This window comes from Mesorhizobium subarcticum, from assembly GCF_055456085.1.
In genome coordinates, this window is sequence record NZ_CM144237.1 from 5,508,400 (window position 1) to 5,523,209 (window position 14,810).

The 14,810-nt window shown below is 63.3% G+C and carries 11 protein-coding genes; 3 read left to right on the forward strand and 8 right to left on the reverse strand.

The features are described from left to right. Nucleotides 1-8: 8 nt before the first annotated feature. From ACZYHG_RS27065 to ACZYHG_RS27075, 3 genes are all read right to left on the reverse strand, one after another. Complete coding sequence (locus tag ACZYHG_RS27065) at nt 9-1,397, reverse strand: M16 family metallopeptidase (protein WP_464611165.1); 1,389 nt, start codon at nt 1,395-1,397, stop codon at nt 9-11. Between the two features lie 223 nt (nt 1,398-1,620). Further along, the gene (rsmD, locus tag ACZYHG_RS27070) at nt 1,621-2,175 is read right to left on the reverse strand and encodes a 16S rRNA (guanine(966)-N(2))-methyltransferase RsmD (RefSeq protein WP_464611166.1); all 555 of its coding nucleotides are present in this window, start codon (nt 2,173-2,175) and stop codon (nt 1,621-1,623) included. Further along, a complete protein-coding gene (locus ACZYHG_RS27075; RefSeq protein ID WP_464611167.1) occupies nt 2,172-4,181 on the reverse strand; it encodes a pseudouridine synthase in 2,010 nt (669 codons plus the stop codon). The genes rsmD and ACZYHG_RS27075 overlap by 4 nt, the downstream gene beginning before the upstream one ends. Before the next feature lie 233 nt (nt 4,182-4,414). On the opposite strand from ACZYHG_RS27075, the gene ACZYHG_RS27080 reads away from it, so the two are divergent. Next, nucleotides 4,415-4,864: a nucleoside deaminase gene (locus ACZYHG_RS27080; RefSeq protein ID WP_464611168.1), complete on the forward strand. Its 450-nt coding sequence runs from the start codon at nt 4,415-4,417 to the stop codon at nt 4,862-4,864. Between the two features lie 39 nt (nt 4,865-4,903). On the opposite strand, the gene ACZYHG_RS27085 is transcribed toward ACZYHG_RS27080, so the two are convergent. From ACZYHG_RS27085 to ACZYHG_RS27095, 3 genes are all read right to left on the reverse strand, one after another. Then, complete coding sequence (locus ACZYHG_RS27085; RefSeq protein ID WP_464611169.1) at nt 4,904-5,581, reverse strand: hypothetical protein; 678 nt, start codon at nt 5,579-5,581, stop codon at nt 4,904-4,906. A 191-nt stretch (nt 5,582-5,772) separates the two neighbouring features. After that, nucleotides 5,773-8,751, reverse strand: coding sequence for an isoleucine--tRNA ligase (gene ileS, locus ACZYHG_RS27090; protein ID WP_464611170.1), 2,979 nt, complete (start codon nt 8,749-8,751; stop codon nt 5,773-5,775). Between the two features lie 288 nt (nt 8,752-9,039). Further along, on the reverse strand, nt 9,040-9,852 hold the full coding sequence (locus ACZYHG_RS27095) for a MipA/OmpV family protein (RefSeq protein WP_464611171.1): 813 nt from the start codon (nt 9,850-9,852) through the stop codon (nt 9,040-9,042). Nucleotides 9,853-10,039: 187 nt separating this feature from the next. Between ACZYHG_RS27095 and ACZYHG_RS27100 the strand changes: the two genes are divergently transcribed. Continuing rightward, complete coding sequence (locus ACZYHG_RS27100; protein ID WP_464611172.1) at nt 10,040-10,594, forward strand: HdeD family acid-resistance protein; 555 nt, start codon at nt 10,040-10,042, stop codon at nt 10,592-10,594. A gap of 1 nt (nt 10,595) precedes the next feature. On the opposite strand, the gene ACZYHG_RS27105 is transcribed toward ACZYHG_RS27100, so the two are convergent. Together ACZYHG_RS27105 and ACZYHG_RS27110 are read right to left on the reverse strand one after the other, a co-directional pair. After that, nucleotides 10,596-11,576, reverse strand: coding sequence for a bifunctional riboflavin kinase/FAD synthetase (locus ACZYHG_RS27105; RefSeq protein WP_464611173.1), 981 nt, complete (start codon nt 11,574-11,576; stop codon nt 10,596-10,598). A 6-nt stretch (nt 11,577-11,582) separates the two neighbouring features. Then, complete coding sequence (locus ACZYHG_RS27110) at nt 11,583-12,443, reverse strand: TIGR01459 family HAD-type hydrolase (protein ID WP_464611174.1); 861 nt, start codon at nt 12,441-12,443, stop codon at nt 11,583-11,585. Nucleotides 12,444-12,756: 313 nt separating this feature from the next. On the opposite strand from ACZYHG_RS27110, the gene ACZYHG_RS27115 reads away from it, so the two are divergent. After that, the gene (locus ACZYHG_RS27115; protein ID WP_464611175.1) at nt 12,757-14,742 is read left to right on the forward strand and encodes a TadE/TadG family type IV pilus assembly protein; all 1,986 of its coding nucleotides are present in this window, start codon (nt 12,757-12,759) and stop codon (nt 14,740-14,742) included. Nucleotides 14,743-14,810: the final 68 nt, after the last annotated feature.

The window sequence follows — 14,810 nt, forward strand, 5'->3', positions numbered from 1 at the left end:
GTTCATCATCAATTCCCCGCCTGTTGCTGCGGCAAGAGATAGCCTGATGTCGAGCGGGCCAGCACCAGATAGCGCGCGGCGACGGCCTTGACCTCGTCGGCCGTTACCTTGCGGATGCGATCCGGCCATTGCTGGACATCCCTAACATTGCCGCCGGTGGCCAGTGTCGAGCCATAGATCTCGGCCATGGAATCCTGCTTGTCGCGGGCAAAGATCATCGACCTGACATAACGGTCCTTGGCCTTTTCGAGTTCCTCCGGTGTAACGCCGCCACTGGCGATGCGCGCCACCTCGGCATCGACCGCGGCTTCGACGTCGGCCAGCTTGGCGTCGCCGCGCGGCGCGCCATAGACGGTGAAATTGGTGTCGTCGAGCATGGTGCCCTGGAAATAGGCGCCGGCGCTGGAAGCGATGCCTTGCTGGACGACCAGCGCCTGGTAGAGCCGGCTGCGGTTGCCGCCGCCGAGGATCTCGGCCAAGAGGTCGAGCGCCTCCGCCTCACCCGGCTTGCCCGAATGATAGGACGGCACCACCCACTGCGTCGAGAAACTGGGAACGCTGACGCGGGCGTCGGAGAGCGTGACGGTGCGTTTGGTGTTCTGCTCCGGCTCGACCGGGCGGATACGCGGCGGCAGGTCAGGCCCGCGCGCAACCTTGCCATAGGTCTTCTCGGCCAGCGCCTTCACCGCATCCGGTTCGACATCGCCGGCGACGATCAGCACCGCGTTGTTGGGCCGGTAGTATTTGTCATAGAAAGCGGTGGCGTCGATGCGGTTCAGCTGCTCCATCTCCTGCATCCAGCCGATGACCGGAATGCGATAGGGCTGGTTCTGCCACAGCGTCGCGTCGACTTCCTCGTCGAGCACGGCCTGCGGATTGTTGTCGATGCGCGAGCGGCGCTCCTCCAGGATGACATCGCGCTCGGTCTTGATGACGTCATCGGTGAGGATGAGGTTACGCATGCGGTCGGCTTCGAAACTCATCATCAGTTCGAGCGACGACGGCGCCACCGTCTCGTGGAAGGCGGTATAGTCGTAGGATGTGAACGCGTTGTTGGAGCCACCAATGTCGGAGACGGCGCGGTCGAACTCACCGGCGACGTGATTGGTCGTCGCCTTGAACATCAGATGCTCGAAGAAATGGGCTATGCCGGATTTGCCGGGCGGCTCGTCGGCGCTGCCGATCTTGTACCACACCATATGGGTGACGATCGGCGCGCGATGATCGGGAATGACGACCACTTCCATGCCATTGCCGAGCAGGAAATCCGTCACCTTGAACTCGGCTGGCTTCGTGTTGGGCTGCGTGGAGCTATCGGCCAGCACAGGGCCGGTCACGACGAAAGCCAGTGAGGTCGCGAGCAGCGTTGTGCGCAGCCATTCAGCTTGAAATGTCATCAATGGCTCCGGTTCTCTAGAGTGGTTCATCGTTTCATGGAAACGCCGAACCGCTCTATCTCTTTGTTTTCACGCAATTCCGGACGGAAAACCGTTTCCCACTTTTCCTGGAATTGCTTCGGGCAGGACGATATGCAAGGTGCTGGCGACAAGCAAAGTGAATTGTTGGTCATGTTGCCGGCAAAGGCGGCGGCAAAGAGGCCGCCGCTGCAGGGCCGCCGTATCAGGCGGCCTCGATGAAGCGAATGACGGTCTCGCCGTAGTTGCGCTCATCCAGCACGGAAAAGCCAGGGCCTGGCTCGAAGGGCGCCACGGCCGCCTCCTCGACCACGCACAGCGCGCCAGGGCGGAGCCAGCCGCCGGACCTGGCCGACTGCAAGGCGCGCTCGCCGAGCCCCTTGCCATAGGGCGGGTCGGCGAAGACGAGGCCGAACGGCGCCAGCGTGCCCGCCTCGCCAAGACCCGTGGCATCGCGGCGGAAGATCTTGGTGCGTCCGGTCAGGCCGAAGGCCTCGACATTGTCGCGGATCAGGCCGCGGCCTTCGGCCGATTCCTCGATGAAGACGCCATAGGAAGCGCCGCGCGACAGCGCCTCCAGGCCAAGCGCCCCTGTCCCGGCGAACAGGTCGAGCACGCGCGCGCCGTCCAGCTGTTCGGCAAAGCGATGCGCCAGCACGTTGAAGACGGCCTCGCGGGTGCGGTCGGTCGTCGGACGGATGGCACTGCTGCGGGGCGTCGCCAGCGGACGCCCACGAAACTCACCACCGACGATCCTCATCTTGTCCGGGGACCCTTGGGGCCGCCGCGCGGACCACCGCCACCGGCACCGCCAGGGCGCTCGCCACGCGGCTTGCCGAACGGCTTTGCGCCACCCGGTTTGCCGTCGGGCTTGCCATAGGATGGCTTGAACGAGGCCTTGCGAGCCCTGGCTTCGGCCGCCTTGGCCGCGTCGGCTTCCGCCCTGCCCTTGCCGATCGGCCGGGCGCCAGGCGCCATCCAGACATTGGCCTTGCGCTGGCCCGGCGGCTCGATCGGCCGCTGCTCGCGCTCGGGTTTCTTGCCGCCGCCACGAGGTTTGTCACCGAAGCCACCGCGCGGCTTGTCGCCAAAACTGCCGCGTGGCTTGTCGCCAAAGCCGCCACGTTCGGGCCTCGGACCACGCTCGCCAAAGCTCTTTTCCGGCCTCTCGCTCCTGTCGGGACTTGTCGACAGCTTGCCGAGTGCCTCGTCGCGGCTGCCTTCGCGGCGCTTGCGGTTCTTGATCAGCCCGCCCTCGCCGATCGGACGGCGCTCGCCGTCACGGGTGAATTTCGGCCGTTCGGGTTCCGGCTCGCGAACTTCCGTGCGCCGCACCGGCTTGTTGGAAAACGGCGTGGTAATCTCGGCGTCGAAATTGGCGCCGGATTCTTCGACCAGACGCTCACCAAGCTGGTCTCGCAGCACCCTGCCGTTGATCTCCTGAACATGGCCCTCGGCAAGATCGTCGAGCTGGAATGGCCCGTAAGAGATGCGGATCAGCCGCGTCACGTCGAGGCCGAGCGCGCCAAGAATGTTCCTGACCTCCCGGTTCTTGCCTTCGCGCAAACCAAGCGTCAGCCAGGCATTGGTGCCTTGCTCGCGGTCGAGCGTCGCCTCGATGGCGCCGTAAAAGACGCCGTCGACGGCAATACCTTCACGCAGGCCGACAAGCGCGCTTTCCTCGACCTTGCCGTGAACACGCACGCGGTAGCGACGTAGCCAGCCGGTGGCCGGCAGTTCGAGCACGCGCGACAGGCCGCCATCATTGGTCAGCAGCAGCAGGCCTTCGGTGTTGATGTCGAGCCGGCCGATGGTCATCAGCCGCGGCAATTCGGCCGGCAGCACGTCGAAGACGGTCTTGCGGCCCTCGGGATCGCGGTTGGTTGTGACGACGCCGGCCGGCTTGTGGAACAGGAACAGGCGCGTGCGCTCGATCGGCGGGATTTCCATGCCGTCGAGATGGATAATGTCATTTGGCATGACGTTGAAAGCCGGTGAAGTCAAAGCGCGGCCATTGACCTTGACGCGGCCGGCGGCGATCAATTCCTCGGCGTCGCGGCGCGAGGCGAGACCGGCGCGCGCCAGCCGCTTGGCGATCCGCTCACCGGCTTCTTCCGCAGCCTCGGCTGGACGCGGGCGCGGCTTGAAAGCGCCGCCCGATGCGCCTTGAGGCCGATCGCTGAAATCACGCTTGGGTCTGTCGCTGCCGAAGTCGCGCTTGGGCCGGTCCGCGAAGTCACGTTTCGGACGATCATTGAAATCACGCTTGGGACGGTCGAAGCGCTTCTCGCCGCCTTCGGCCGCCGCAGCCGGACGATCGCCACGCGGCGCATAGGGTTTGCGTGGTCCTTCGCGCTTTTCGTAGGGCTTGCGCTCGCCTTCCGCCGCCATTGGACGGTCGCCACGTGGCGCGTAGGGCTTGCGCGTTCCTTCACGCTTGTCATATGGCTTGCGCTCGCCTTCAGCCGCTATTGGACGATCGCCGCGTGGTGCGTAAGGTTTGCGTGGCCCGTCGCGCTTTTCATACGGCTTGCGCTCGCCTTCGGCAGCAACCGGACGATCACCGCGCGGCGCGTAAGGCTTGCGTGGCCCTTCGCGCTTTTCATAGGGCTTGCGCTCGCCTTCAGCGGCCTTTGGGCGGTCGCCGCGCGGTGCGTATGGTTTCTTGGCGCCGAAGGACGGTTTGCCGCCTCTCTCGCCTCGCGGGGCCGCGGGTTTCTTGCCCGGGCCTTTTTGGCGCGGAGATTTCTTGTCGTTGTCGTCCATGTGGCCTTTGTCCGTTTGCGCTGCTACAGCGTGGCGCATCCTTTCGGGCGCGCAACGAACGCTGGTGCACTTTGATTTGGCGCATGATCATTTCCGAAAATCGAGTCCGATTTTCAGGCTGATGCGCTCAATAACAGGATCATCAGAGTTTGTCAGGGAAAAGTGGAGACCGGTTTTTCCGGCAAGAACCCCACAGGCTGGGGCGGCGAGGAGATAATGGGAATGGAAACCGCGTGAAGCGGCTGGATTTCATGGCGCTGGCGCTGCAGGAGGCCGAAGCGGCAGCCTTGCGCGGCGAGGTGCCGGTCGGTGCCGTCATCGCCAACGGCAACACGGTCGTCGCCAGCGCCGGCAACCGCACGCGCGAACTGGCCGACCCGACCGCGCACGCCGAGATGCTGGTCATCCGCGAAGCCTGCGGCAAGCTGGCGAGCGAGAGGCTCACCGGACACGATCTTTATGTGACGCTGGAACCCTGCGCCATGTGCGCCGGCGCCATCTCCTTCGCCAGGCTACGCCGGCTCTATTTCGGCGCCGCCGATGAAAAGGGCGGCGCGGTGGTCAACGGCGTACGCTTCTTCGCCTCGCCGACCTGCCACCATACGCCCGACATCTATCCGGGCATGGGCGAGAGCGAGGCAGCTCTGCTGCTCAAGGAATTTTTCAGGGAACGTCGCGACTGAACCACGCCATGCCGTCCGAAAAGGGCGGTGTGGCGGTCCTTACAGGGACGGCAGCCAGTCGAACCAGCCGCCCTTCTTGCCTTCCGCCTCTTTCTTCAGGCGGCGATCCTTCTTGTACTCGTCCTCGCCGAGTTCGTTCTGCGGCGCCGTGCCGGACGCGACTCGGTAGGCCAAGGGCGGCTCGCTCAGATATTTGCGAGTGTTGGGATCGCCCTGCTTGGCGTCCGCGAGGCGGCGCTGAATTTCCGCGGCGCGGCCCTTGTCGGAGTCCGCAGGGGTCCATGCCGGCGGGTGGCTGGAGCCTGATTCGTCCATTGCTTTCTTGACCGAGGCCGGATCAGTCTGCACGTCGTCGACGATTTCCGACTGATAGCTCGGATCATTCTGGTGGGCGGTGGCGTCGGCGCGCAGCCGTGCGCGGCGCTGCTCGGGCGATTCGGGCCACTCGGCGCTTGCAGACTGGATGCTGTCCTGCGGTGCAGGCAGCGCTTCCTTCTGTCCGGGAGCGGGCTTCACCAAGGTGGGGCGCGGCTTGTAGTCGATCGGGTCCTTGTGCTTCGGCGCGAAGGAAACGGCGCCGGTGAGATCGCCGGCCAGTTGTTCGGCAGCGGTCTTGTCGGTGCCGTAGGTCGGAGAGCCCATGCAGCCGGACAAAGCGAGGCCCGATGCGACAAGCGGCGCCAGCAGCGCCAGGCGCGCATTATATCTCTCGGTCATGCCAAAAAGTCCCACTCTAGACAGCCTCTCGATCGCCACCGGCCCAAGGTCCGGTCCCCATCGTCCAAGCACTTGCGACAAAAATCCGGCGACAATTTGTCTTCCGGAGTTTCGCGTGTTTACCTCAACCACCCGTTAAGGGCAACGCACAGGCGGATTTGCACCGCCCGGCGTGGCATTTGTGCACCGGCTTACAAACGCCCAAGCGCCTGCAATTCATGCAATACGGCCGCATCGCGCGCCGAAACGTCGGGGAATTCGGCGTCCTGCCCGACATCGGCCGTATAGCGCCATGAGCGCGCGCATTTGACCAAACCGCGGTCCTCGGCCTTCTCGACCACCACGGCAACACCCTTGACATCGTCGAGGGTGAAGGCACCTGCCGGCGCCTGGCCATGGGCAATGACAAGATCACTGGTGATCGCCATCTCGGCCATGTCGACATCTGAAATCGCCGCCTCGAGCGCTGCCTCGTTGATCGTGACGACCGGCACTGCCTCCAGCGAGGAGCCGATTACCTTCTGGGCCCGTGCGATCTCGAGCGCGCCGGTGACGACGCGGCGCACCTGCCGTACCTTGCGCCATTTCTCCGCTAGCGCCTCGTTCTTCCAATCCGCCGGGATTTCCGGGAACTGGTCGAGATGCACCGACACCGCGTCGGGATGGCGGTCGAGCCAAGCCTCTTCCGTGGTGAAGGGCAGCATCGGCGCCAGCCATTTCACCAGGCAATCGAAGAGATGGCGCACCACCTGCACCGAGGCCTTGCGCTTCAGGCTCGACGGCGCGTCGCAGTAGAGTGCGTCCTTGCGGATGTCGAAATAAAACGCCGACAGCTCGACCACCATGAAATCGAGAAGCGTGCGGGTGACGCGCTTGAACTCGAAGGCGTCGTAGCCCTGGCGCACCACCTCGTCGAGCTCCGACAGCCGATGCAGCATCAACCGCTCCAACTCCGGCATCGCTTCGAGCGGCACGCTCTCGCCGTCGTCATGGGCAAGCGTGCCCAACATCCAGCGAATGGTGTTGCGCAGCTTGCGGTAGGCATCGATATTGGTCTGCAGCACATTCTTGCCGAGCCGCTGGTCTTCCCAATAATCCGTCGTCACCACCCACAGCCGCAGAATGTCGGCGCCGGACTGCTTGATGACGTCCTGCGGCACGACGGTGTTGCCGAGCGATTTCGACATCTTGCGGCCGTCCTCGTCCATGGTGAAACCATGGGTGACGACGGTGTCATAAGGCGCCCTGCCCCTGGTGCCGCAGCTTTCGAGCAGCGAGGAGTGGAACCAGCCGCGGTGCTGGTCGGAGCCTTCGAGATAGACGTCGGCCGGCCACTTCAGGTCGGGGCGATCCTCGAGCGTGAAGACATGCGTCGAGCCCGAATCGAACCAGACGTCGAGGATGTCCATCACCTGCTTCCACCTGGAGGCATCGTGATTGCCGAGGAAGCGTTCCTTGGCACCAGTCGCGAACCAGGCATCGGCACCTTCTTCCTCGAAGGCGTCCATGATGCGCTGGTTGACCGCTTCGTCCTTCAGCACGTTGCCGTCCTCGTCGGCGAAGACGGCGATCGGCACACCCCAGGCGCGCTGGCGCGACAGCACCCAGTCGGGGCGCTCCTCGATCATGGCGCGAATGCGGTTCTGGCCGGCAGCCGGCACGAAGCGGGTGTCGTCGATCGCCTTCAGCGCACGGCTGCGCAGCGTCGTGCCGTCGCCGAGGTCCTTGTCCATATAAACGAACCATTGCGGCGTGTTGCGGAAGATGACCGGCTTCTTCGACCGCCAGGAATGCGGATAGGAATGCTTGAGCCGGCCGCGCGCGAACAAGGCGTTGCGCTTGATCAGTTCGTCGATGACGGCCTGGTTGGCGTTGCCCTTCTTGCCATTGTCGTCGATGACGCGCGCCGGTCCGCCCTCGCGATCCGGGCCGAAGCCCGGCGCGTCCTTGGTCAGGAAGCCGGCGTCGTCGACGGTAAACGGGATCGCGGTATCGACACCGCGCGCGCGCAGGTCGGGTGCCGCATCCATCCAGGCGTCGAAATCCTCGCGACCGTGACCGGGTGCCGTGTGGACGAAACCGGTACCGGCATCATCGGTGACATGGTCACCGGCAAGCATTGGCACCGGGAATTCGTAGCCGCCGCCGAAACCCTTGAACGGATGCGAAAGCGTAAGGCTTCCAAGCTCTTGCGAGGTAACGCTGCGAAGACGATTCAAGGTGACCTTGGCCTTGGCCGACGATTCTTCGGAGAGCGCATCGGCAAAGATCAGCTTTTCGCCGGGCTGCGGCCCAAACGCGTTCTCGGCCGCCGTGACTTCGTAAAGACCGTAGCTGATGCGCGGTGAATAGTTGACGGCACGGTTGCCAGGGATCGTCCACGGTGTCGTCGTCCAGATGACGACGTGGGCCTGCAGCAGGTCGAGCGCGCCTTCCGTCAGCCTCGCTTCACCGTCATCGACGGGGCGGACCAGACTGGCCACGGGAAACTTCACCCAGATCGTATCGGACTCGTAGTCCTGGTATTCGATCTCGGCCTCGGCCAATGCGGTGCGCTCGACGACACTCCACATCACCGGCTTGGAGCCGCGATAGAGCTGGCCCGACATGGCGAATTTCAGCAGTTCGCCGGCGATGCGCAACTCGGCGTGGAAGGCCATCGTCGTATAGGGGTTCTTGAAGTCGCCCACGACGCCCAGACGCTGGAATTCCGCGCCCTGCACCGAGATCCAGTGCGCGGCGAACTCACGGCATTCCCTACGGAATTCGTTGACCGGCACCTCGTCCTTGTTCTTGCCCTTGGCGCGGTACTGCTCCTCGATCTTCCATTCGATCGGCAGGCCGTGGCAGTCCCAGCCCGGCACATAGTTGGAATCATAGCCGCGCATCTGGAACGAGCGGGTGATGACATCCTTGAGGATCTTGTTCAGCGCGTGGCCGATGTGGATGTTGCCATTTGCGTAGGGCGGGCCGTCATGCAGCACGTATTTCGTGCGGCCGGCGGACCTGTCGCGCAGCTTGCGGTAGAGATCCATGTCCTGCCAGCGCTTGACCAGCACCGGCTCCTTCTCGGGCAAGCCGGCGCGCATCGGAAAATCCGTTTGCGGCAGGTAGAGCGTCTTGGAATAGTCGATTGTCTCGGCCTTGTCGGCGGTAGGGGTATCGGTCATTGATCTGCCATCTCAATTGCCCGGCGGCGGGAAAGCCCGGGGCTTGAAGTCTTTGGTTGACGCATATCGTTTTCCCAAAACCGGACCCACTTTTGGGCGATATGCGTCGATGTTCTGGAAAAGCGCTGGGGGTGCGCGCAAAAGTCCCGGCGGCTCCGGCGGCGCTCAGGCCGCCCGGAACACCGGGCCGGTAATTCGTATCGTCAGCACACGAAGGCGCGAAAAGCTCGTCATTGTTGGGCTTTTAGCGGAGATAGGCGCAGGAATAAAGCGTCTCGTTCGATTCGCTTACATCTTGAAGTCGAAGCGATAGGTGGTCGACACACCGACCATGAACTGGTTGCGGTCGCCGCGCTCCCGGACCAGGCTGGAATCGGCTGCCGGCCCCTCCAGGCGCGAATATTCGCCGAACAGGCTGGCTGTCATCGGATCCGTCACCTTCCAGGTCACCGCGCCGCCGAGGCCGACGGATTTCAGGCCGCCACCGGGATTGTACTGGCTGAGGCCCGAGGCCACGGCTTCCTGCGCATTGACGCCATAATAGGCGTCGAAATAATTCGCCGAGGCAAAAGACACGCGCGGCCCACCCGAAATTCTGACGGTCGGCGTCACGTCGTAGAACGCGTCGGCGGCGATATCGGCGACAAAGCCGTTATGGGCTCGGATGCCATGCCGCAGCTCGGCACGCGCGCGCAGCCAATCCGTCGGATAGAATTCGAAGAAGCCGCCGACTTCGCCACCCCAGCGGACCGGATCAAGGCCCTTGAGTTCGTCGGCATTGCTGTCATCGCGCCTGAACAGGAACTTGCCGGTCAGGCCGGCGCGGACACTGCCATCATCGACAAGCGCCAGCGAGATATTGTCGTTGCGCGAGGTGAAGCGTGCCTGGGGACCGGCCTTGCCCAGTGAAATGATGGGCTGGGCGCTGAGCATGTACTTCTTGCCGCCCTCAAAATTTGGCGCCACCAGGCCAGTGGCGCCAACCGTCAGATACCAGTCGCCGGACAGCCAGCCGAAAGCGCCGTCGCCAGCCTCAGCCGCACTCGTCGTCGCCAGCATCAGGGTAGCCAAGGCTACAGAAATCTTTCCGACCGAACTCATGGCCACTCCACTAACACGATACACATGCGCCGCCATGACAGCTTTGCCGAGGCTTTGGTAAAATTTGATTTAAGGACGAGACATCCGGCTCGCATTGGCTGCACCATCCGACCCACCCTTGGCTGGACGCGGATCGGCACCAGGGGTAACTTCATTGCATACTGGCGGTCCTCAATGAGGTGGCAACATGACCTTGCATGGCGATACCCTGAAGAACGCGATTGGCCAGACGCGAGCGAAGTGGGGATGGTTCGTAGGGCTGGGCGTGTTGCTGCTGATCCTCGGTGGCATCGCCTTCGGCAATCTGTTCATTGCCACCGTGGCGTCCGTCTATGTCGTCGGCTGGCTGATGCTGGTGGCAGGCATCATCGAGATCATGCATGCTTTCGGCGTCAAGACCTGGGGCCGCTTCTTCTACTGGCTGCTCAGTGGACTGCTTTATGCGGTCGCCGGATTTTTCGCATTCGACAATCCTCTGCTGGCCTCGGCGGTGCTGACCTTCCTGCTGGCCGTTGCGCTCGTCGCTTCCGGCGCGCTGCGGGCCTGGGTCGGCTACAGCCATCGTCCGGAAAGCGGCTGGGGCTGGATCGTCGCGGCAGGCGTCATCAGCGTGCTTGCGGGCCTGATCATCGCCATGGGTTGGCCGGTCAACAGCCTGTGGGTGCTCGGACTGTTCCTGGCGATCGACCTGATCTTCCAGGGCTGGACCTTCATCGCGGTCGGCCTGGCACTGAAAAAGTAGGTCAGAAAGCAATAGAGGCGTCGAGCAGGGAAAGCGGCTTGACGCCGGCCAGCAGCGCCCTCGCCTCGGCTTCGTCACGCTTCATCTGCACGACCAGCGCATCGAGCCCGTCAAACTTGATCTCGCTGCGCAGGAAGCCGAAGAATGAGACTTGGCAGATCTCGCCATAGAGATCGCCGGAAAAATCGAACACGAAGGTTTCCAGCAGCGGCGCGCCATTGTCATCGACGGTTGGGCGACGGCCGAAGCTGGCGACACCGTCATGCAGCGTGCCGTCGGCGCGCCGGAAGCGGACGGCGTAGATGCCTTCCCTGAGAGTGGCTTGCACGGGAAGCCTCATGTTGGCTGTGGGAAAGCCGAGCGTTCGCCCGAGCTGCTGGCCGCCCACGACCTCGCTTTCCACCGTGAAGCGATAACCGAGCAGGCTGGCGGCCTCGGCCACCTCGCCATCGCAGAGCAAGGACCGGATCCGGCTTGACGAAATCACCTCGGCGCCCTCGTCGCGGAAAGCGTCGACGAGCGTGACACCGAAGCCATGGCGTTCGCCGGCCGCCATCAGATAGGCCGGCCCGCCCTGGCGGTCCTTGCCGAAATGGAAATCGAAACCGGTCACGGCGTGGGTAATGCCAAGCGTCCTCTCCAGCACATCGGTGACGAAGGCTTCCGCCGACAGCGAGGCGAAGTCGCGCGTGAACGGCTGCTCGACAAGTGCTGCAAAGCCCAGCAACGACAGCAACCGCGCCTTCATCGGCGGCGGCGTCAGCACGAACAGCGGCATGTCAGGCCTGAAGATCGTTCGCGGGTGCGGCTCGAAGGTCAGCACCAGGGCAGGCACACCACGCCGCGCTGCCTCGGCCAATGCCCGTTCGAGCACCGCTTGATGACCACGGTGGACGCCGTCGAAATTGCCGATCGCGACAACACCGCCACGCAGATTGGCAGGCAGTGGGCCGGTTGCCGAGAGGTGCTGGAAGGTCACCATCGCCACCTACTGCAGTCTGGCTATGACGGCCACCGGACGATAACCGTGCCGTTCCAGGAAAAGCCCGAGCCTTGCCGGATCCGGCCGCAACGGGTCGCCATAGTCGCGGGCATGAATGCCGCCGGAGACGTAGAGAACGTTGAAGCCATTGTCGGCGGCGCCCTTCACATCGGTCATCATACCATCGCCGATGGCCAAAACCTGCGAACGCTCAACCGGCCGGCCAAGGACCTCGGCCACCTCCTTCATCGCGACGTCGTAAATCGGCGCGTGGGGCTTTCCCGCGATCAGCGTGCGGCCGCCGAGCTGGGCATAATCGCGCGCCAGGGCGCCGGCGCACCAGATGATCCGTTCGCCGCGCTCCACCATGATATCGGGATTGGCGCAGATGAACGGCAGGTTCCTGGCACGCAACCGGCGCAAAAGGTCTGCATAATCCTCAGGCTTCTCGACCTCGTCATCGAACAGCCCGGTACAGACGACGCCGGCCGCCTCGAATTCCTCGACGAGCTCGACATCGAGGCCGTCATAGAGCGTCAGATCGCGGTCGGCGCCGATATGGAAGATTTTGCGTGGGCCTTCCGCGATCAGATCACGGGTCACGTCGCCCGAGGTCACCACGCGATCGTAGGCTGACGGCGGAACCCCGATCGCGCTCATCTGAGCCACGACATCGGCGCTGCGGCGGGGCGAATTGGTGATGAGAACAACAGGAGTACCGGCCGCCCTTGCCGCCGCCAGCGCTGCGGCGGCCGCCGGAAAATGCCATTCGCCATTGTGCACCACGCCCCAGACATCGCACAGAATTGCCGAATAGGCTTTAGACACGTCTTCGAGCGAGCCAACGATTTCAGGCTTAGCCGCCATGCCGTTTCCTTCAAGATAAGCGTTGCGAGTGCCGCAGCCGACGGTTCGCCGCAGCCGGTTCGAATTATCCGAACCGGCCCATGGTGTCACCAGCTTTCATGCATCGCCGGTTGATCGACAGGTTTGCTTCCGAACGTCCTGCCTCGGCAGGGCGTTCTGTTTTTGGAGCGGATCGGGGGCCGTTGCCCTTGCATTGGTTAGCAGATGGTGAAGCGCCAACAAAGCAATAGAGCGGTTTCCCAAACCCGTCCTTCAGCGTTTTGTGGAAAGCTGACAACGATCGAGAATCCGCCGGCGGGGGCCGCTGCAAGACATGCGTGAAATCTGGCGTCAGTTCCGCCGCGACAAGCGTGGCAACTATGCTCTTATGACTGTTGTGGCGATGGTGCCGCTGATGGGCGGCCTGGCGGTCGCTGTCGATTTCACCGAAATGAATCGCGAAAAACAGATGGTGACGAACGCGCTCGACGCCGCCAACTTCGCCACGGCGCGGCGGCTGACGGAAGGTGCTACCGACGACCAGCTGAGAGCCTATGCGCTCGATTTCTTCAATGCCAATTTGAACGATGTCGATCCGGCCAGCGCGACGCTCAACGTCACCTTGCCCAGCACCGCCACCGGCGGCGGCCTGATGACGATGACCGCGCAGCTCAACTACAAGCCCTATTTCTATCCTGCCCTCGCCCAGCTTGTCGGCAAATCCGCAACCGATGCGAACCAGAGGATCAGCTTCAACATCACATCCCAGGTGCGGCTGAAGAACACGCTCGAAGTTGCCCTGGCGCTCGACAATTCAGGATCGATGACCACGCTCGGCACAGGCTCTGGACAAATGCGCATCGATCTTCTCAAGACCGCGGCCAAACAGCTGGTCGACACACTTGCCCAGCAGGCGGCGATGATCAAGCAGGTCGACAAGCCAGTGCAATTCGGCCTGGTGCCATTTGCCGCCTCGGTCAATGTCGGCGCCGCCAATGGCAATGCATCCTGGATGGACACCGAGGGCCTGTCGCCGGTGTCGAACGAGAATTTCGACTGGTCGACATTGAACGCGCCCACCAAATACGCCCAGCAGACCAACGGCATCTGGTACAAGCGCGGCACCGGCTGGGGCGCAGAGGAAGGCCAGATGCTGACCCGCTTTTCGCTCTATCGCGACATGCAGGTCGTCACCAACCACGAGCGTGTCGTCAACAGCAAGCGGGTGGTTTGCGACGCATACAACTCGAACAACACCTGCAAACGCAGCCACGACGAGTATGACTACATCGATTCCTATGGTCCATTCGCCAGTTGGCAAGGTTGTGTCGAGTCCCGGCCCTATCCCTACAATGTCAACGATGCCACGCCGTCCGGTGGCTCGGCCAACACCGGCATAGGCGTCGGCGATCCGGCGACGATGTTCGTGTCGATGTTCGCCCCCGACGAACCCGGCAACCATTGGAAGCTGACCCAGGACCCCGACGAGGCCGCACCGGTGACCTATGGCGCGGTGAACAGCTGGTGGAACGACGATCCTTCGAGCAGCACCGGCCAATCCCGGCTGCGCAACATGGCCAAATATTTCCAGCCGCGGCCGATCGATGCGCCGGCGCTGCCCACCGGCAATGGCCCGAACTACAGCTGCACCACCGGTGCAATCACGCCGCTGACCGACGTCAGCGTCGCCGATGGGCAAACCGCAATCAAGGCCGCGATCGATCTGATGCAGCCGAATGGCGGCACCAATGTCCCCGAGGGCCTGGCGTGGGGCTGGCGGGTGGTTTCAAGCGGTGAACCGTTCACGCAGGGGCGCCCCGAAACGGAAAAAGGCAACGACAAGGTGGTGATCGTGCTGACCGACGGCGCCAACACCTACTATACGCCGTCCTCGCTAGGCTATTCAGATCCCGCCAACTCGAAATCGACCTATGCGTCCTACGGCTACCTCAACCCCGGCTATAACGGCACTTCGGTCGGCCGCATGTTCATGGGCACATCGAGCGCCATCGGTCAGTTCGACTATTCGAACGGCAATTATACCAATGCGCTCAACGAACAGATGGCGACGCTTTGCAACAACGCCAAGGCGGCCAACGTCCTGGTGATGACGGTGGCGCTGGACCTGTCGACGACCAAGGCCAGCGACAAGCTGGCCATCAATGCTCTGAAATCCTGCTCGTCGGACTCGCGCTTCCGCAAGGATCCGACGGATCCGAGCAAGCCGGCCAAATTGTTCTGGAATGCAACCGGTGCCAGCCTGTCTAACGATTTCAAGGAAATCGGCAACGAACTGTCGAACCTGCGCGTGGTCGGTTAACCCAGCCGGGACGGATTTTTCTGGCGCAACGCCTGGCGCCGCCAAGCCCTTGCGGGCGCCTGCCGTGA

Excerpts from the sequence above, each read along its gene's own strand:
- ACZYHG_RS27065 (WP_464611165.1), bottom strand. The coding sequence starts at position 1,397 with ATGACATTTCAAGCTGAATGGCTGCGCACAACGCTGCTCGCGACCTCA.
- rsmD (WP_464611166.1), bottom strand. The coding sequence starts at position 2,175 with ATGAGGATCGTCGGTGGTGAGTTTCGTGGGCGTCCGCTGGCGACGCCC.
- ACZYHG_RS27075 (WP_464611167.1), bottom strand. The coding sequence starts at position 4,181 with ATGGACGACAACGACAAGAAATCTCCGCGCCAAAAAGGCCCGGGCAAG.
- ACZYHG_RS27085 (WP_464611169.1), bottom strand. The coding sequence starts at position 5,581 with ATGACCGAGAGATATAATGCGCGCCTGGCGCTGCTGGCGCCGCTTGTC.
- ileS (WP_464611170.1), bottom strand. The coding sequence starts at position 8,751 with ATGACCGATACCCCTACCGCCGACAAGGCCGAGACAATCGACTATTCC.
- ACZYHG_RS27095 (WP_464611171.1), bottom strand. The coding sequence starts at position 9,852 with ATGAGTTCGGTCGGAAAGATTTCTGTAGCCTTGGCTACCCTGATGCTG.
- ACZYHG_RS27100 (WP_464611172.1), top strand. The coding sequence starts at position 10,040 with ATGACCTTGCATGGCGATACCCTGAAGAACGCGATTGGCCAGACGCGA.
- ACZYHG_RS27105 (WP_464611173.1), bottom strand. The coding sequence starts at position 11,576 with ATGGTGACCTTCCAGCACCTCTCGGCAACCGGCCCACTGCCTGCCAAT.
- ACZYHG_RS27110 (WP_464611174.1), bottom strand. The coding sequence starts at position 12,443 with ATGGCGGCTAAGCCTGAAATCGTTGGCTCGCTCGAAGACGTGTCTAAA.
- ACZYHG_RS27115 (WP_464611175.1), top strand. The coding sequence starts at position 12,757 with ATGCGTGAAATCTGGCGTCAGTTCCGCCGCGACAAGCGTGGCAACTAT.